The sequence below is a fragment of the Bradyrhizobium sp. 1200_D9_N1_1 genome (assembly GCF_052075915.1).
Classification (GTDB): domain Bacteria; phylum Pseudomonadota; class Alphaproteobacteria; order Rhizobiales; family Xanthobacteraceae; genus Bradyrhizobium; species Bradyrhizobium diazoefficiens.
On sequence record NZ_CP197226.1, the window covers coordinates 5,363,111 to 5,379,546 of the forward strand.

The 16,436-nt window shown below is 65.9% G+C and carries 17 protein-coding genes; 10 read left to right on the top strand and 7 right to left on the bottom strand.

What is annotated here, in order from left to right; translation table 11 throughout:
• Window positions 1-696, bottom strand: coding sequence for a septum site-determining protein MinC (gene minC / locus AB5K84_RS26000; RefSeq protein ID WP_011086984.1), 696 nt, complete (start codon window positions 694-696; stop codon window positions 1-3).
• 318 nt (window positions 697-1,014) lie between these two features.
• Window positions 1,015-2,019: an ABC transporter substrate-binding protein gene (locus AB5K84_RS26005; RefSeq protein ID WP_038966817.1), complete on the bottom strand. Its 1,005-nt coding sequence runs from the start codon at window positions 2,017-2,019 to the stop codon at window positions 1,015-1,017.
• Window positions 2,020-2,119: 100 nt separating this feature from the next.
• Between AB5K84_RS26005 and AB5K84_RS26010 the strand changes: the two genes are divergently transcribed.
• The 6 genes from AB5K84_RS26010 to AB5K84_RS26035 all read left to right on the top strand — a co-directional run bounded on the left by AB5K84_RS26010 (window position 2,120) and on the right by AB5K84_RS26035 (window position 7,347).
• Window positions 2,120-2,767, top strand: coding sequence for a TetR/AcrR family transcriptional regulator (locus tag AB5K84_RS26010; RefSeq protein ID WP_011086982.1), 648 nt, complete (start codon window positions 2,120-2,122; stop codon window positions 2,765-2,767).
• A gap of 83 nt (window positions 2,768-2,850) precedes the next feature.
• Window positions 2,851-3,621 carry an ABC transporter permease gene (locus AB5K84_RS26015; RefSeq protein WP_011086981.1) on the top strand — a complete coding sequence of 257 codons (771 nt, stop codon included), beginning with the start codon at window positions 2,851-2,853 and terminating at the stop codon, window positions 3,619-3,621.
• 48 nt (window positions 3,622-3,669) lie between these two features.
• Window positions 3,670-4,707: an NAD-dependent epimerase/dehydratase family protein gene (locus tag AB5K84_RS26020; RefSeq protein ID WP_011086980.1), complete on the top strand. Its 1,038-nt coding sequence runs from the start codon at window positions 3,670-3,672 to the stop codon at window positions 4,705-4,707.
• Entirely contained in the window at window positions 4,694-5,515 is an 822-nt protein-coding gene (locus AB5K84_RS26025) for a GNAT family N-acetyltransferase (protein ID WP_011086979.1), read from the top strand. The genes AB5K84_RS26020 and AB5K84_RS26025 overlap by 14 nt, the downstream gene beginning before the upstream one ends.
• Window positions 5,516-5,521: 6 nt before the next feature.
• Window positions 5,522-6,577: a dihydrodipicolinate synthase family protein gene (locus tag AB5K84_RS26030; RefSeq protein ID WP_011086978.1), complete on the top strand. Its 1,056-nt coding sequence runs from the start codon at window positions 5,522-5,524 to the stop codon at window positions 6,575-6,577.
• The gene (locus AB5K84_RS26035; protein ID WP_011086977.1) at window positions 6,565-7,347 is read left to right on the top strand and encodes an ABC transporter ATP-binding protein; all 783 of its coding nucleotides are present in this window, start codon (window positions 6,565-6,567) and stop codon (window positions 7,345-7,347) included. The genes AB5K84_RS26030 and AB5K84_RS26035 overlap by 13 nt, the downstream gene beginning before the upstream one ends.
• Window positions 7,348-7,536: 189 nt before the next feature.
• Here the strand turns inward: AB5K84_RS26035 and AB5K84_RS26040 are convergent, their stop codons facing one another.
• Window positions 7,537-8,628 (bottom strand): TRAP transporter substrate-binding protein, encoded by a 1,092-nt coding sequence (locus AB5K84_RS26040; protein ID WP_011086976.1) that lies wholly within the window; start codon window positions 8,626-8,628, stop codon window positions 7,537-7,539.
• 102 nt (window positions 8,629-8,730) lie between these two features.
• Entirely contained in the window at window positions 8,731-9,279 is a 549-nt protein-coding gene (locus AB5K84_RS26045; RefSeq protein WP_011086975.1) for a MarR family winged helix-turn-helix transcriptional regulator, read from the bottom strand.
• A 244-nt stretch (window positions 9,280-9,523) separates the two neighbouring features.
• On the opposite strand from AB5K84_RS26045, the gene AB5K84_RS26050 reads away from it, so the two are divergent.
• Together AB5K84_RS26050 and AB5K84_RS26055 are read left to right on the top strand one after the other, a co-directional pair.
• Entirely contained in the window at window positions 9,524-9,781 is a 258-nt protein-coding gene (locus AB5K84_RS26050) for a hypothetical protein (protein WP_028171174.1), read from the top strand.
• The gene (locus AB5K84_RS26055; RefSeq protein ID WP_038966816.1) at window positions 9,778-11,634 is read left to right on the top strand and encodes a tannase/feruloyl esterase family alpha/beta hydrolase; all 1,857 of its coding nucleotides are present in this window, start codon (window positions 9,778-9,780) and stop codon (window positions 11,632-11,634) included. Before AB5K84_RS26050 ends, AB5K84_RS26055 begins: the two co-directional genes overlap by 4 nt.
• A 104-nt stretch (window positions 11,635-11,738) precedes the next feature.
• Here AB5K84_RS26055 and AB5K84_RS26060 read toward each other — a convergent pair whose 3' ends face one another.
• The 3 genes from AB5K84_RS26060 to AB5K84_RS26070 form a co-directional block, all read right to left on the bottom strand.
• On the bottom strand, window positions 11,739-12,242 hold the full coding sequence (locus AB5K84_RS26060) for an SMI1/KNR4 family protein (RefSeq protein ID WP_162494087.1): 504 nt from the start codon (window positions 12,240-12,242) through the stop codon (window positions 11,739-11,741).
• A 91-nt stretch (window positions 12,243-12,333) separates the two neighbouring features.
• Window positions 12,334-12,591 (bottom strand): hypothetical protein, encoded by a 258-nt coding sequence (locus AB5K84_RS26065; RefSeq protein WP_038966815.1) that lies wholly within the window; start codon window positions 12,589-12,591, stop codon window positions 12,334-12,336.
• Between the two features lie 66 nt (window positions 12,592-12,657).
• Window positions 12,658-13,608, bottom strand: a complete 951-nt coding sequence (locus tag AB5K84_RS26070; protein ID WP_028171170.1) for a DUF2778 domain-containing protein — start codon at window positions 13,606-13,608, stop codon at window positions 12,658-12,660.
• A 192-nt stretch (window positions 13,609-13,800) separates the two neighbouring features.
• Between AB5K84_RS26070 and AB5K84_RS26075 the strand changes: the two genes are divergently transcribed.
• Together AB5K84_RS26075 and AB5K84_RS26080 are read left to right on the top strand one after the other, a co-directional pair.
• Window positions 13,801-14,241 carry a DUF1810 domain-containing protein gene (locus tag AB5K84_RS26075; RefSeq protein ID WP_011086970.1) on the top strand — a complete coding sequence of 147 codons (441 nt, stop codon included), beginning with the start codon at window positions 13,801-13,803 and terminating at the stop codon, window positions 14,239-14,241.
• 96 nt (window positions 14,242-14,337) lie between these two features.
• Window positions 14,338-16,419: a methyl-accepting chemotaxis protein gene (locus AB5K84_RS26080; protein ID WP_011086969.1), complete on the top strand. Its 2,082-nt coding sequence runs from the start codon at window positions 14,338-14,340 to the stop codon at window positions 16,417-16,419.
• The last annotated feature ends 17 nt before the right edge of the window (window positions 16,420-16,436 follow it).

Here is a 16,436-nt window from a genome sequence, read left to right on the forward strand (position 1 = left end):
TCAGTTCAGTGCTGTAATTCGCATGGTATTCCCCTGCAGCCAGGCCTGCGCCGGCTTGCCGCGCAAGGCGGCATCGATGTCGTCCGCAGTCTGGTAAAACCCATCAATTGCAAGCAGTTCGGCCTCGATCTTCTGGCAATAGATGCGGGCGCTCGTGTGCCCGTTAACCCCCGCCATGGCCCGGCCGCGCAGCGCGCCGTAGACGTGGATGGAGCCGCCGGCGACGACCTCGGCGCCGGAGCCGACGGAGCCGAGAATGGTGACGTCGCCTTCGGGGAAGATCACGGTCTGGCCCGAGCGCACGGGGTTTTCGAGCAGGAGCGAGGTTGGCTTGGCCTCCGCCTTCTCGACCTTCTTCGGCGCGCTCGGCTCGACCACGCAGCTGCGCCCGCCCGAGAGCAGCGGCGGCATCATGGGGGTCAGCCGGCCCTCCTCCACGCCCTCGATCCCGAGCACGCGGATGTTGCGGTCCTGAAGGCTGGTGAGCAGATGATTGATGCCGGACTGGCTGAGATCGACCGAGGACAGGTCGATCACCACGGGCCGGCCGGCGAAGAAGCCCGGCGAACGGGCGATGGTGGCGTCGATCTCCTGGAGCCAGTCCAGGATCGGAACCGTCGGCACGAACACGAAGGCCACGTAGGAGCGCCCGCGCAGGCGCACCATTTGGCGTTGGACTTTTGCTGCAGCCTCCATCGGCCGACTCGTTCCCTGTTATTGAATGGTTAACGATGCGGCGGATGTGGTTAACGACTGGTTAATTTCTCCGCGGGGTTACGTGAGTTGGGTGTGGGTCTTGGGCGGCTCGTCCGCACGGGACAGCCGCCGTGACCTCCGGTGTCGTCCTGGCGAAGGCCAGGACCCATACCGCGGAATCCATCGATTACGGACGGTGGGAGTACCGAACGACGAGTCTTCGCCAAACAACGTCTTGGGGTAATCGCGACGAGCGCGAGCGCTCGCGCGGAGGTCCTGGCTTTCGCCAGGACGACGATACGGAAGCCCCCCTACCCCCTACTTCTTCACCTTGCTCGCATCCATCTTGATGGCGGGATCCAGCATCTTGGTCGTGAACGCCGTCGTCACGTCGAACGGCTTCTCCATGCCGAGATAGGTCTGGACCAGTTCGTAGTCCTTCTTCATCCGCTCGCCGTCGATCCAGCCGAGGCTCTTCGTCGTCGTGAACTCGTCCGTCATCAGGAACTTGATGCGCTCCCACTGGCGCTCCTGGTTCTCCTTGTCGAGGCCGGAGACCTGGTCGAGCAGCGCCTTCAGGCACGGCGTGACGTCGGCGACGCAGGCTGCAAAGGCCTTCTGCGTGACGCGAACGAAATCCTCGACCACCTTCGGGTTCTTCTGCAAGTAAGCACCGTTGACGATCAGCGAGTTACCGTAAGGGTTGAGCCCGATGTCCTTCCAGTTGACATAGCCGAGGTCCTGGCCGAACTCGATCGCCTTCACATCGTGCTCATTGTAGAAGTCGCTGATGATGTCGACGGTGTGGCTCTTCAGCGCCGCGACCTTTGCGGTGGGCCCGATATTGACGAAGCCGACCGCATCAGACGCAAGGCCTGCAGCCTTGGCGAAGGCCGGCCACATCACGCGCGAGGCGTCCCCGGGCGGATTGCCGATCTTGTGGCCGGCGAAATCCTTCACCCCGTTCACGCCGTAGCTCTTCAGCCAGTAGAAGGTCTGGCCGGTGTTGGCGTAGACGCTCATCACCGCGACCGTGTCGGCGCCCTTGCTCTTGGCCACCAGCATGGTGGCGAGGTCGGCGACGCCGAACGGCGAGCCGCCCGAGCCGACCTTGGCGGCGGAGACGCCGGAGCCCTTGCCGGTCTCGATGGTGAGGTCGATGCCGGCCTTCTCGTACCAGCCCTGCGCCTTCGCGTAATAATAGGGCGAATGGTCGGCCGTGGGCGTCCAGTTCAGGATCAGGTTCACCGCCTCGCCCGCGTTCGCGGGCACGCCCGGCAAGCCGAGCATCAGGGTCACAACCGCCGCCTGCAAACGCTTCATCGCTTGTCTCCTCATTGCCGCGACCCGGCTTGTCGCTCTCCCCATGTGAGGCTACCAATGCAACAAGCCCGCCCTCCACTTGTCAACTGTTTGGTTGGAAATGCCCGCAAAACGATCTGGCGACACCGTGCCGCAGCGGCGCGACCCGGTCGCCACCCGCAAGAAGCTGCTGACCGCGGCGCGCCTGGAGTTCGCCCGGCACGGCCTTGCGGGCGCCCGCGTCGACGAGATCGCCGAGCGCGCCGGCGTCAACAAGCAGCTCGTCTACCACTACTTCGGCGACAAGGACGCGCTCTACCTCGCCGTGCTCGAATGGGTCTATGAGGACATCCGCGAGCAGGAGCGCAGGCTCAATCTGGAAGGCCTGCCGCCCGACAAGGCGATCCGCCGGCTGATCGAAGCCTCGTTCGACCACCTGGCGGCAAACCCTGATTTCATCGTGCTTCTGAACGACGAGAACCGCGGCGGTGCCCGTCATGTCCGCGGGTCCACGCGGCTGGAGGCGATGCATTCCCCGCTGGTGAAAAGCGTCTCCCACATCCTCCATGAGGGCGTGCGTTGCGGACTTTTCCGGAAAGGGATCGACCCCGTCCAGCTTTACATCTCCATCGCGGGCCTCAGCTACTTCTTCTTCTCCAACACGCCGACGCTCTCGGCGATCTTCGGCAAGGACCTGTCGAGCCGCGCCCAGCGCCGTGCCCGGCGCAGGCATGTCGTCGACCTGGTGCTCCAGTCGCTCCGGCCATAATCAACCAGATGGTTGAAACTTGCCCCGGGGACGGTTAGGCTTGCCGTCGTGGCGGAGAGGCCACGAGCAACGGGGAGCGAAAGGTGGCAGGTGACGGAGCAGGCCCGGCCCGCAGCTTTGCGATCATCCTGATCGTGCACCTCGCCGTGCTCGTGCTGTGGCAGGTCGCGGTCGATGCCTTCCACGTGCCGAAATTCATCCTGCCCTCGCCGCTCGCGACCGTGCAGACACTGGGAACCGCGAGCTACGCCTGGGGCTCCAACACGCTGGTGACGGCGATCGAGATCCTCGGCGGCTTCGCACTCGGCGCATTCGTCGGCATCACCCTCGCGGTGATCTTCAGCTGGGCGCCGCTGGTCAGCATGGTGCTGCTGCCGCTGTTCGTGACGCTGAACATGATCCCGAAGGTCGCGCTCGGCCCGCTTCTGATCGTCTGGTTCTCCTACGGCATCGTGCCGAACATCCTGATCGCCTTCAGCATCTGCTTCTTCCCGATCCTGCTCACCACCGCCCGCGGCCTGCGCGAGGTCGAACCGGATCTGCTCGATCTCGTCAAATCGCTGCGCGGCTCGCGCTGGACGCTGTTCCGCAAGATCCAGCTGCCGGGATCGCTGCCCTACGTGTTCTCCGGCATGAAGGTCGGCGCCATCCTGGCGGTCGCCGGCGCCATCGTCGGCGAGTTCATCGCCTCCGAGCGCGGGCTCGGCTACCTCATGATCCAGGTGCAGTCCTCGCTCGACACCCCAGCGATGGTGATGGCCGTGGTGCTGCTGACGCTGCTCGGCGTCGCCCTCTACGGCCTCGTGCTCGCCCTCGAGCGCATGTTCGTGGTCGGCGATGCAAGACAGACTTGATAACGGCAGACCTGAAAACGGAAAACCTGACTGACCAAGGACCGACCGATGCTCCTCACCCGCCAGACGCTGCCGAAGACCATTCCTGACATCGCCGCGCTCGACGATCTCCTGTGCCGGCCGACCCAGGCGCTGATCGACGACCTCAACAAGGTCGAGGGCGACATCATGATCCTCGGCGTCGCCGGGAAGATGGGCCCGACGCTGGCGGGGCTCGCCAAAGCCGCCGCGCCGGATCGCCGCGTCATCGGCGTCGCGCGCTTCAGCGAGGCGGGCGTCAAGGACTGGCTGCATCGGCGCGGCGTCGAGACGATCAATTGCGACCTGCTCGACGAGGCCGCGATCAACGCGCTGCCGAGGGCGCCCAACATCGTCTTCATGGCCGGCCGCAAGTTCGGCGCCGAGGGCGATCTGTCGCTGACATGGGCGATGAACGCGCATGTCCCGGCCCTCGTCGCGCAGGCCTTCCCGTCGTCGCGGATCGTGGCGTTCTCGACCGGCTGCGTCTATCCCTTCGCGCCGGTCGACGGCAAAGGCGCGACCGAGGACATGGCGCCAAATCCGCCCGGCGAATACGCCCAGTCCTGCGTCGGCCGCGAGCGCATGTTCGAGTATTTTTCGCGCAAGTTTTCGACGCCGGGCCGGCTGTTCCGGCTCAATTACGCGATCGACATGCGCTATGGCGTGCTGCACGACATCGCCACGAAGGTGCTGACGGGCACGCCGATCGACGTCAGCCTCGGCCACGTCAATTTCATCTGGCAGGGCGATGCGTCCGCGCAGGCGCTGCGGTGCCTTGCCCATTGCACGGCGCCGACCTCGCCGATCAATGTCAGCGGCCATGAGATTCTCGCCGTGCGCGATCTCGCCGCGAAATTCGGCGCTCGCTTCGGCCGCGCCCCGGTGCTGACCGGCGAGGAAGAGCCGACGGCGTGGCTGACCGATACCTCGCAGGCGGTCGAGCTGTTCGGTCTGCCGGTCGTCGACACCGAGCAGTTGATCGCCTGGACCGCGGACTGGGTGTCCCGCGCCATGCCGAGCCTCGGCAAGCCCACCAAATACGAGGTGCGCGATGGCCGCTATTGACGATCCGCCCATCATCAAGCTCGGCGCGGACGATGCGATCGCCGGGCTCGTGCTGTCGGTCGAAGCGCACTGGAACCAGACCGAGGAGGACTGGCGCATCTTCCTGCGCGACGGCGTCGTGTTCGGCATTCGCGATGGCATGCGGCTGGTCGCGACGGCGGCACTGCTGCCGTATTCCGGCAGCAACGCCTGGATCAGCATGGTGCTGGTATCAGACACGCATCGCCGCCGTGGCCTTGCAACGCGCCTCGTCGACGCCTGTCTGGAGACGGCGCGCAGGAACGGCCTGACCAGCTGGCTCGACGCGACCCCCGATGGTGCCGCCGTATACGGGCCGCTCGGCTTCACACCGACCCTGCAATTGCGCCGGCTGAAATTGGTCAATTCAACGCAAGCGTCCGCGCGGGCGCCTGCGGCCGCGACGCTCGACGCGCTTTGTGCACGGGACCGGCGGGTCACCGGTTTCGACCGGACCGCCCTCCTGACCGCCTTCGCACAGCGCTCCACCTCGCGTATCGTCGCAGCGAACGGATGCATCGCGCTGGTCCGCGACGGCAGAACCGCGCGCCACATCGGTCCCTTGTTCGCAGATCATGCCGTCGAAGCGCTGGCCCTGGTCCAGGCGATCGCGCGATCCGAGACCCGCCCCCTCCTGCTCGACGCTGTCGCCTCGCAAGGCGCGTTCCTGGAGGGATTGACCGCTTCGGGCTGGACCGTCGAACGCCCGTTCCAGCGCATGCGCTTCGGCCCCGCCACCGCCGCGGGCGAGGAAATGCCATTCGCCGTCGCCGGCCCTGAATTTGGATAGGACATCATGCACCACAGCCAGATCAATGCCGACGTTCGCAAGCTGATCGCCGACGGCACCGTGCTGCCGGCGCACCCTCTTGCGCTCACCGCCGAGCGAAAGCTCGACAAGACGCATCAGCGCGCGCTGACGCGCTACTACATCGACGCCGGCGCCGGCGGCCTTGCGGTCGGCGTGCATACGACGCAGTTCGCGATCCGCGACGTCGGCCTCTACCGTCCCGTGCTGGAGCTCGCCGCCGAGACCGCGGCGAGCTGGACCAGGCGTCCGCTGGCGATGGTCGCGGGACTTGCCGGTCCGACCAGGCAGGCAACCACTGAAGCGCGCACCGCGCGCGACATCGGCTATCACGCCGGCCTGCTCAGCCTCGCCGCGATGAAGAGCGCCTCCGAGGACGAGATTATCGCGCACTGCACCGCGGTCGCCGCCGAAATTCCGTTGGTCGGCTTCTATCTCCAGCCGGCCGTCGGCGGCGTCATCCTGTCGAGCCAATTCTGGCAACGCTTTGCCTCGATCGACAATGTGATCGCGATCAAGATCGCGCCGTTCAACCGCTACCGCACGCTCGACGTGCTGCGCGGCGTCGCAGCCGCGGGTGCGCTCGACCGCGTCGCGCTCTACACCGGCAATGATGACCATATCCTGCTCGATCTCATGCTGCCGTTCGACCTGCGCGACAACGGCGTCACCACGCGCACCTATTTCAAGGGCGGACTGCTCGGCCATTGGTCGGTCTGGACGGCGAGCGCGATCGGGCAATTCGAGCGCTGCAAGGCGGCGCGGCACAAGGACAGCGTGCCGGCCGACCTGCTCGCGCTCGATGCCCGCGTCACCGATTGCAACAGCGCCTTCTTCGACGTCGCCAACAATTTCCACGGCTGCATCGCCGGCTGCCACGAGATCCTGCGGCGCCAGGGCCTGATGCAGGGGCTGTGGTGCCTCGATCCGGCCGAGGGCCTCAGCCCCGGCCAAAAGGAGGAGATCGACCGCGTCTGCCGCGAGCACGCCGACCTCAGCGACGATGACTTCGTGGCCGCCAACCTCAGCAAATGGCTGGCATGACGGAAGAGCCCTTCATCAGCCTGCGCGGCGTCCGGAAAATTTACCGCAGCGGCGGCGCGGAGTTTCTCGCCGTCTCCGACGTCACCATGGACGTGAAGGAAGGCGAGCTGGTCTCGCTGGTCGGCCCGTCCGGCTGCGGCAAGACCACGGTGATGAAGATTCTGGCGGGCCTGCACGGCGCCGACGGCGGCACCGTGAAGATCGGCAGCGCCAGGAGCCCGTTCGATCCGACCCGCGACATCGGCATGGTATTCCAGCAGGCGCTGCTGCTGAAATGGCGCACGATCCTGGACAACGTGCTGCTGCCGGCCGAGATCGTGGGGCTACCGATGAAAGCCGCGCGCGAGCGGGCGCGCGACTTGCTCAACCTCGTCGGGCTTACCGGCTACGAGCAGAAATATCCGCAGCAGCTGTCAGGCGGCATGCAGCAGCGCACCGCCATCGCGCGGGCCTTCATCCACGATCCCAAGCTAATCCTGATGGACGAGCCGTTCGGCGCGCTGGACGCCTTGACGCGCGAGCAGATGAACCTGGAGATGCTGCGGATCTGGCGCGAGAGCGGCAAGACCATCATCTTCGTCACGCATTCGATCCAGGAAGCGGTGTTCCTGTCCTCGCATTGCGCCGTGCTGACCGCGGGCCCGGCGAAGATGGCCGATTACTTCCCGATCGACCTGCCCTTCCCGCGCGACCTTCCGCTCAAGACGACGGATGCGTTCGGTGCCTATGCGCGGCGCATCTACGCAAAGCTCGGGCTGGGCGCGGCGTAAACCGCTCCCTCCGCCGTCATTCCGGGGCGCGACGAAGTCGCGAGCCCGGAATCCATCGGGCGGCAAGACACGCGGTGAAATGGATTCTCAGATGCGCAATTGCGCATCATAGCTCCCGCCAAGAGGCGCGCCCCGGAATGACAGTGTCCTTCGGATCACGCCTGAAAACACCGCGCCCTCTTGCTGCAATCAGGTCTTGTTGCGCATCTTGCTGAGCAAATAGTTGTCGTAGAAGTTTTCCGCGATCTGCGTGTAGAACAGCAGCTCCTTCATATACGCGTCGTGGCTCTCCTTGGTCCGCTTGAACAGGTCGCTCTTGGCAGCGAGCTCGTTCAGGTGCTCCTGAGTCGCGTTGTAGCAAGCCTCCAGCACCGGCTGCGGGAACGCCTTCAGCTCGGCGCCGTTGGCGATCAGCCGCTTCAGCGCCGCCGGGTTCACGCTGTCGTACTTCTCGAGCATCCAGGCGCCGGCCGCAGAGGCGGCCTGGTTGACGATGGCCTGGTAGTGCTTGGGCAGCGAAGCCCACTTCTCGTCATTGACGATCATGTGCAGCATGGCGCCGCCTTCCCACCAGCCGGGGAAGTAGTAGTATTTGGCCACCTTCTGGAAGCCGAGCTTCTCGTCGTCATAGGGACCGACGAATTCGGCGGCGTCGATCGAGCCCTTCTCCAGGGCCGAATAGACGTCGCCGCCGGCGAGCTGCTGCGGCACGATGCCGAGGCGCGCCAGCACATGGCCGCCCATGCCGGCGATGCGGAATTTGAGACCCTTGAGATCGTCGACGGTCTTGATCTCCTTGCGGAACCAGCCGCCCATCTGGGTGCCGGAGTTGCCGCAGAGGATCGCATGCGCCTTGAACGGCTTCAGCGCCTCGTTGGCGAGATCGGCGCCGCCGCCGAAATACCACCAGGACTCCTGATGGCGATGGTTCATGCCGAACGGCGCGCCGGTGGCATAGGCCAGCGCCGGCTCCTTGCCGATGTAGAAGTAGAGCGGCGTCTGCGCCATCTCGACGGAGGCCGCGCTGACGGCGTCGAGCGCCTGCAAACCGGGGACGAGCTCGCCGGCCGCAAAGGTCTGGATCTGAAATTTGTTGTCGGTGGCGTCAGCGACGTATTTCGCGAAGGTCTGCGCCGTGCCGTAGATCGTGTCGAGCGATTTCGGGAAGCTCGAGGTCAGGCGCCATTTGATCTCGGGCGCGCCTTGCGCAATCGCGGGTGCAGCAACCAGCGTCGTCGCGCCGGCGACCGCGCCACCCTGGAGGAATGTACGGCGTTTCATGATGGGGTCTCTCCCTAAAGCAAGGCTTCAAATGGATGGCCTGGGCCACGGTCTTCGCAGACCGTTTGCCCGTTCCCGTCGCCGAGTTCAAGGTGTTCCGGATCAAGTGTCCTGGAGGAAGATCGACAGCGCTCGCTGCAATTCCTTGTACGCGCGCGGCCCGATCCTGGCGGCGAGGGTCTTCTCGCTTTCGGCGATCGACGGCCGCAAGCGGCCGAGGAGCGCGGCGCCGGTCTGGGTCACATACAGCACGTAGTAGCGGCGGTTGACGGCGGAGGCCGAACGCTGCACCAGCCCGCGCCGCTCCAGATGATCCACCAGCCGCCCGAGCCCCGCCCGCTCGATCGACAGGGATTGCGCGATGGCAAGCTGATTGACGCCGGGATTGGCTTCGATCACCGACAACACGGAGAACTGCGCCGGACTGATGTCGAAGGCGGCCAGCCGCCGGCTGACATCCCTGAACACCCAGAGCTGGGCCCGCCGGATGCGATAGCCGAGTGAACGGGACAGATCGTCCGAGGCAAGCAGCTTTGGCCGGGCGGGCTTTCCGGCCGGCGCGGCACGCGAGGCGGATCGCGCCGGCTTTGCAACCTGCGCCCTGCGCGACGCTCCCTTCGGGGATCGCTTCCTGACGCCAGCCTTCTCCATCGACGACCATCTTTCACAAGCCGGCGCGGCGGCATCCGCCCGGTGGTCCGGGATTCGAACGCCAAGTCTATCGCAGCGGACCGGGATCGAGAAGCCGCGCGGCGTCGCGCCTTGCCGATGCAGCTTCTACGACAGGTTGCACCGCGGACTCGCGTGTTGCGTCATGTTGACACGGCAACATCGCTTGCCTAAGGATCAAGAAAACCTGCCGTCACACGAGCAGGCTTCAGGGGAGCTAACGTCGGTGCCTGCATCAGGGAACGGCGACGATCCGCATGCCATCGCGCATCGCGGCGACACGATTGCGGCCGTCGGCGCATTGCGTTCCGCGCGCTGCGATCCGCATCGCGAAGCTCCCCGGCCTCCCGACGACCAGGACGTCCCGACCGACAGCGACATCGCTTGCAGCCTTGACGACGCCTGCCGCAACGGCCGGCGCCGCACGATGTCGCGTGGACGACCGCTGCTTTCGACAATCATCAAGCTGGAGGGCATGACATGAAACGATTACTTCTCGCCTCGACCATTGTTGCCGGTTGGACGGCTCTCGGCCCGCAGGCAATGGCCCACGGCCTGCCGCCGAGTGGTGTTGCCCCGCGCGCGTCCTGCACGGCCCTCACCGGCCTCACGCTGCCGAACACGCAGATCCTGAGCGCGACCCAGAAGGCGGGCTACTGCAACGTGATCGGCATCATCAACAAGCGCGTCTCGACGCAGGACCCCGATCATTTCACTTACGGGATCGGCTTCGCGCTCAATCTGCCCGATACCTGGCATGGCCGTTTCGAGATGATGGGCGGCGGCGGCACCGACGGCAGCCTCCAGGCCGATCCGCAGGGCGCCGCCGGCGTCGAACTCGGTCAGGGCTGGGCCGTGGCCGCCGACGACGGCGGGCATGAAGACAACGCCAGCAATCCGGTCGGCGGACATCAGGACGACGATGCCAATGCCGGTGGCTCCGCGCATTTCGCGATCGACGCCCAGGCGCGCAGGGACTACGGCTACAACGGCATCGAAAAGACCGCGACGATCTCGAAGCAGATCATCTCCTATTACTACGGCCTCGACACCGTCTATTCCTACATCACGGGCTGCTCGAACGGCGGACGTGACGCCATGATGGCGTCGCAGCGCTTCCCCTGGCTGTTCGACGGTGTGATCTCGCAAAATCCCGGCTTCAACCTGCCACAGGCGGCCCTTGCGGAAGCCTGGAACGAGCAGGTGCTCGGCACGCTCGCCACCAGCAAGGACGTCAACGGACAGCCCTTCATTCCCGACACGTTTCCGGTGCAGGATCTCCAGGTGGCCTCGGCCGCGATCCTGAGCGCCTGCGACGCGCTCGACGGGCTGGTCGACGGCATCGTCGACAATTATCACGCCTGCACGGCGAAGAAGGTGTATCCGGCGCTCGCCAGCTACACCTGCGGCACCGGCTCGCACGGCAGCACGCCGCATGGCGGCACGTGCCTGACCGGCGCGCAGGTGGACGCGCTGAAGAAGATCTATGCCGGGCCGGTCAATTCCCGCGGCCAACGGCTGTATTCGAACTGGTTCTGGGATGCCGGCATCTGGACGCCGCCCACCGCGCCCGGCGCCGGCTGGCAACTCTGGAACGTCGTCACCGCGCCGGTGCCGAACGTCAACACCGCGATCAACCTGACGCTCGGCGCAGGCGCGATCCCGATGATCTTCCAGACCCCGCCCGTCGTCACGCCCGTCAACGGGCCGAACGGCCAGGAAGCCTTCGTGTTCCGCTTCAACTTCGACACCGACGCGCCGAAGATCTTCGCGAAGACGCAAGCCTATCCTGAAAGCAGCATGGACTTCATGGCCGCGGTCTCGACCGACCTGCGGCCGTTCAGGGCGCGCGGCGGCAAGCTGATCGTCTCCTCCTCCGTCAATGACGGCATTTTCTCCGGTGCTGCCATCGCCCGCTGGTATCGCAACATGGACAGTTGCATGAACGGGCGCGCGACCGACTTCGCGCGGCTGTTCATGGTGCCGAACATGGCCCATTGCGGCGGCGGTGCGGCCACCGCGAGCTTCGCGCAGAACGAGGTCAAGGCCATCACCGACTGGGTCGAGAAAGGCATCGCGCCTGAACGCATTGTCGCGACCAATACCAACGCCACCTCGCCCTACCCGACCGGCGGACTTTTTGATCCGCGCATAGCCATGAACTTCCCGGCCAGCGGCACGAGGCCGCTATGCGTCTATCCGAAGATTGCAGCCTACAAGGGCAGCGGCATGACCAACGATGCCGGCAATTTCGCCTGCATCGACCCCGGCTTCAGGCCGGGCGGCGACCACGACTTCCATGATGACGACGATGGGCATGGCGACGGCAGGCACTGATCGTCCTGCTTCCTCTCGTGCCCCGGACGCAGCGCAGCGTCTCCCTCGCGATGCGAAGCATCGTCGAGCGCGATGCGCTGCAGAGCCGGGACCCGAGCAGATTCTCACGAGGCGTCAGCCTGCTCATACAATCCGGCGACGAAATCGCCGAATGTCGGTGCGAGCGGCAGCACGTAACCCCATTCGTTCGACATCGCCTCGGCAAGCGTCCAGGGCTTCTCGTATTCGGCGATCTCGTGATCGATGAACCAGATCTTGCCGAAATGCGCCTTGTCGATCGTCATGCAGATCGGGTTGCCGCCGTGGTCGCTCATGATCCAGAGGAGTTCATCGACGGTCGGCCATTGCGGAGTCTGACGCGTCTGGACCAGCGAGCATTCATCGCGCCGCAATCCCAGCACCTCCTGGACCGCGCCGGCCCAGTGCCCTTGCGGCCAGTTGAACTCGGCAGAGCCCTGGAAATAGCCGCCGGCGCAGGCCAGCAGGAACTGGCGATACTCGTCCGGCAAGCGGCAGCCGATGGATTTTTCGAATGCCTCGAGCGCTGCGAGCGTCGGTTGCTCCGCGCGGGCGCGATCAACGCCGGCAATGAAGACTGCGATATTCATGCGATCCCGTTCCTCGGCGCAGAAGCGCGCCACGCCTTCGTCGCAGGCATTCGGGAGCGGGTTCGACGATTGGAGGGGAGTAACGGCTGTCTCAGAGCAGCTTCGCGCTGACGAACAGCGCGCGCACGGCGTTGGTCGCCTGCACCGCGAGCATGGCGTTGCCGGCGGCGCCTTCCAGGGCCGAGATGGCTTCCTCGTGCAGCGAGCGGAATTCCATCCACTCGACCGACTTGAAGTTGGTGAGGAATTGATAGGCCTGGCCGACGGTCGCGATCGCCAGCGTGTCACCGTTCAGCTTGATCTTGAACGTCGTACGCAGCGGGGTCTCGGAATTCTGGGGATCACTCATGGGCTGCTTCTGGACAAGGACGGCTTAACGAAGGGGAAACGGCAGCCCCGCCGCGGCAGGCAAATATCAGGAGTCGGTGCTGCCGCGCTGTGACGCGGTCGCCGATCCTCTCAGGCTCGGCACCACGACCAGGCGGTTGAACTCGCCGTTGTCGTAGGCCTTGAGGAAGCGCTCATAGTCCTTGATCGAGACGCAGCCGTTGGAATCGCCACGCGGCCCGAGCATGTAGCTGTGGGTGAGAAGGCCGACGCGGCCGAGCGCGCTGGTGCCCTCGGCGGGCGTCAAGCGCAGCGCGCGGATGCCGTGGAACAGCTTTTCGCGCGGCTTCAGATCGTAGGTCGCGGGCGGGGTCGCGCCCACCATGCGCTGATCCACATGCTGGGGGTCGTCCATCAGCGCGCCCATGCCCGAATGCGCTTCCAGCGCGAGGCCGCTCGGCAGGTAAAGCGCCTTGGCCGAGATGTCGTAGACCGCCGTGCGCGAATCATAGCCGAGGGCGGCGAGATCCGGCGCCTTGCTGAACAGGCCATCGCCGGGGGTCAGCGAGGCCAGCTTGATCTTGTCGGTGAATTTTTCGAAGAAGTTGCGGTTGTCGACCCTGGGGGTGGTGTCGGCATAGGCCTGGCTGGACGCGATCTGGGCCGAGAAGTCCGCCTGCACCGGCCGCGAACGCGGCATCGGGACCGCGTCGGCACGCTCCGAGGGCCGCCTCTCGTCAACCGCCGTCCGGTCATCTTCGGTCAGGGTCGAGCGCCAGTCGTCGCCCTGGAGTTTCTGAGCCAGCATCGCCTTGGCATCGCGCAGCTTGAGCTGGACCGCATTCAGGGCAGAGCGCTCCAGCGTCCGCAGGCCGAGCTCGCGGGCGGGCGCGCTGCCAGATGCCGAAGCAAAACGGTCCTCGAAGGAAGGGGCATTGGCCGGCGGTAGCGCGGCGGAAACCAGCGGGGTCGAATCGCCCATATCGGCGACCCAGGCGGCGGCACCGAGCGACAGCGCAACAGCGGCCAGAGACAGCAGAATCGTCTCGGCCCGCCCGATACGGCGGCGCGACAACAGCCTCTCGGCTCTTGCGGTGTCGGAAACCATCAGATCCCCAAATCGACCCCCGGGGAGACCCACCCCCACCCGGAGACTCTCTATACCAGCTACCACATTGGGAGCCAAAAGTTAGGCATAATCACGGCCGTCAAGGCACCCCCAAGGTATCCAATGACCGCTCCTTTCGATCTAGACCGGTTCGTCCAGGCCCAAAACCCGGTCTATCCCACCGTGACCGGGGAGCTGTCCCGGGGCCGGAAGCAGAGCCACTGGATGTGGTTCATTTTCCCGCAGGTCGCCGGCCTCGGCTTCAGCGCCATGACTCAGCGCTACGCCATCGGCTCGCGCGCGGAGGCCGAGGCCTATCTCGCCCACCCTGTCCTTGGCCCGCGCCTGATCGCGTGCACCAGGCTCGTGCTCGCCGTTCAGGGGCGGACCATCAACGCGATCCTCGGCGCGCCTGACGACGCCAAATTCCGCTCCTCGATGACGCTGTTCGGCGCCGTGTCCGATGATCCCATTTTCAGTGAGGCGCTCGCCCGGTATTTCGCCGGCGAGCGCGACGGCGCGACGCTGGAGATCCTCGCAAAGCTCGATCAGCCGTCCAGCTGAGCTCGCGCGGCGGCAAGCAGCGTAAACCCGGGATTAACACGGGCGACCTATCGTCCGTGGAAAATAATTCTCCCCGCGCCAATTGCCGGACAGAACATGAAAATCGGAACGCTCCTGACCACCGCCATCGTCTCGCTCTCGACCGTCGGCGGCGGCCTCGCCGTCTACGTCGCCGTGACGAAGTACCAGACGATGGAGCGGATCACCGAAGCACAGGGGCGGCTCGCGATCGTCCGCGCCGTCGGCGACATCCCGCGCTATCTCAACCCCGAGCGCGGCTTTTCGACCAACATCCTCTATGGACCGGCGACGGTGGACCCGGCGCTGCTCGCAGAGCAGGACAAGCTGCGCAAGCAGACCGACGGCGCCCGCGACCGGATGAACGCGCTACGCAAGGACCTTCCCGGCCCGTTCGACGACGGCGCCACCACCGGCAACAACATCGACGGCATCAATTCGAAATTCACCGCGCTGCGCGAGGCCATCGACAAGGCGCTCGCGGGACCGGCGGAGGCGCGCAAGGACGCCGCCAAGAAGATCGTCGCCGACAACGCCGTGCTCAACGGCGCCGTGACCGCGCTGCTCAACGAGCAGGTCCGCCGCATGGCGATCCTCAACGGCGACGCCTACCGGCAGGCGAGCTACGCCAACATCGCGATGACGCTGCGCGACGTCGGCGGCTTCAACTCCAGCCTGCACAAGAACCTCGTCGGGGGCAAGAAACCGGCGACGGACACCGAGAAGGCCGAGATCAGCCGCTCGCAGGGCCGCAACGACCAGATCGTGATGGCGCTGCTGGAATTGCGCGGCAATCCGGCAACGCCGGCGAACGTCGCCGCTGCGCTGGAGAAGTTCAACGCGGTCTATATCGAGGAGTTCGGCCGCGAGCTCAAGCTGGTGAAGGACGGTGCGATCAGCGGCAAGTACGAACACGACATGGACACCTATTACGCCGCGACGCAGCGCGGCCTCGGCACCATCATCGAGGTCCGCGACGCGCTTTACGACAATGCGGAGCAGATCCTGGCGGGCGCCTCCTCGCCTGCACGCACCAGCTTCACCGTCGCGCTCCTCGGCCTTGTCGCCGTGCTGATCGCCAGCATCGGCCTCGTCGTGACGGTGCGCCGCCGCGTCTGCGCGCCCATCGTCGGCCTGACCACGCGGATGTCGCGGCTTGCCGAAGGCAACGTTGCCGAGGAGATCCCCGGCGCCGAGCGCTCCGACGAGATCGGGGCGATGGCCGCGGCCGTGCAGGTGTTCAAGGACAACATGATCCGGGCCGACCGGCTCGCCGCCGAGAAGCAGGCCGAGAACGACGGCAAGATGCGCCGCGCGCAGGCGCTCGACGAGCTCACCCGCGCGTTCGAAGCCAAGGTCACCGAGCTCGTCGGCGGGCTTTCGAAAGCCTCCTCCACCATGGAAAGCACGGCGCAGTCGATGACCGCGACCGCGGCCCAGACCAACAGCCAGGCCGCGGTCGTCGCCGCGGCCTCCGAGCAGACCTCCACCAACGTGCAGACGGTCGCGAGCGCGACCGAGGAGTTGACCTCCTCGATCTCCGAGATCGGCCGTCAGGTCGCACAAAGCACCGAGATCGCGGCCCGCGCCGTCGACAACGCCCGCCGCACCGGCGACACGGCACGTACGCTCGCCGAGGGCGCGCAGAAGATCGGCGACGTCGTCACCCTGATCCAGAGCATCGCCGAGCAGACCAATCTGCTGGCGCTGAACGCGACCATCGAGGCCGCCCGCGCCGGCGACGCCGGCCGCGGCTTTGCCGTGGTCGCATCCGAAGTGAAGTCGCTGGCCGGCCAGACCGCCAAGGCCACGACCGAAATCTCCGAGCAGATCACGGCGATCCAGTCTGCGAGCGACGAGACCGTCGCCGCGATCCGCAACGTCGCCGACGTCATCGCCGAGATCGACCAGATCGGCACCGCGATTGCCGCGGCGATCGAGGAACAGGGCTCGGCGACCAAGGAGATCGCCCGCAGCGTGCAGGAAGCCGCCCGCGGCACCCAGGAAGTGAACACCAACATCTCAGGCGTGCAGCGCGCCGCCGACGACACGGGAGCGGCCGCACGGGAAGTGCTGGGCGCGGCCGAGCAGCTCTCGACGCAGTCGCGCGATCTCGCCGGACAGTTCGACCACTTCCTCGGCGAGGTCAGGGCCGCCTGACGCTGCCGCTCGCGCAA

Excerpts from the sequence above, each read along its gene's own strand:
- AB5K84_RS26045 (WP_011086975.1), bottom strand. The coding sequence starts at position 9,279 with ATGGAGAAGGCTGGCGTCAGGAAGCGATCCCCGAAGGGAGCGTCGCGC.
- AB5K84_RS26005 (WP_038966817.1), bottom strand. The coding sequence starts at position 2,019 with ATGAAGCGTTTGCAGGCGGCGGTTGTGACCCTGATGCTCGGCTTGCCG.
- AB5K84_RS26030 (WP_011086978.1), top strand. The coding sequence starts at position 5,522 with ATGCACCACAGCCAGATCAATGCCGACGTTCGCAAGCTGATCGCCGAC.
- AB5K84_RS26020 (WP_011086980.1), top strand. The coding sequence starts at position 3,670 with ATGCTCCTCACCCGCCAGACGCTGCCGAAGACCATTCCTGACATCGCC.
- AB5K84_RS26075 (WP_011086970.1), top strand. The coding sequence starts at position 13,801 with ATGACCGCTCCTTTCGATCTAGACCGGTTCGTCCAGGCCCAAAACCCG.
- AB5K84_RS26055 (WP_038966816.1), top strand. The coding sequence starts at position 9,778 with ATGAAACGATTACTTCTCGCCTCGACCATTGTTGCCGGTTGGACGGCT.
- AB5K84_RS26025 (WP_011086979.1), top strand. The coding sequence starts at position 4,694 with ATGGCCGCTATTGACGATCCGCCCATCATCAAGCTCGGCGCGGACGAT.
- minC (WP_011086984.1), bottom strand. The coding sequence starts at position 696 with ATGGAGGCTGCAGCAAAAGTCCAACGCCAAATGGTGCGCCTGCGCGGG.
- AB5K84_RS26060 (WP_162494087.1), bottom strand. The coding sequence starts at position 12,242 with ATGAATATCGCAGTCTTCATTGCCGGCGTTGATCGCGCCCGCGCGGAG.
- AB5K84_RS26080 (WP_011086969.1), top strand. The coding sequence starts at position 14,338 with ATGAAAATCGGAACGCTCCTGACCACCGCCATCGTCTCGCTCTCGACC.
- AB5K84_RS26035 (WP_011086977.1), top strand. The coding sequence starts at position 6,565 with ATGGCTGGCATGACGGAAGAGCCCTTCATCAGCCTGCGCGGCGTCCGG.
- AB5K84_RS26065 (WP_038966815.1), bottom strand. The coding sequence starts at position 12,591 with ATGAGTGATCCCCAGAATTCCGAGACCCCGCTGCGTACGACGTTCAAG.
- AB5K84_RS26010 (WP_011086982.1), top strand. The coding sequence starts at position 2,120 with ATGCCCGCAAAACGATCTGGCGACACCGTGCCGCAGCGGCGCGACCCG.
- AB5K84_RS26040 (WP_011086976.1), bottom strand. The coding sequence starts at position 8,628 with ATGAAACGCCGTACATTCCTCCAGGGTGGCGCGGTCGCCGGCGCGACG.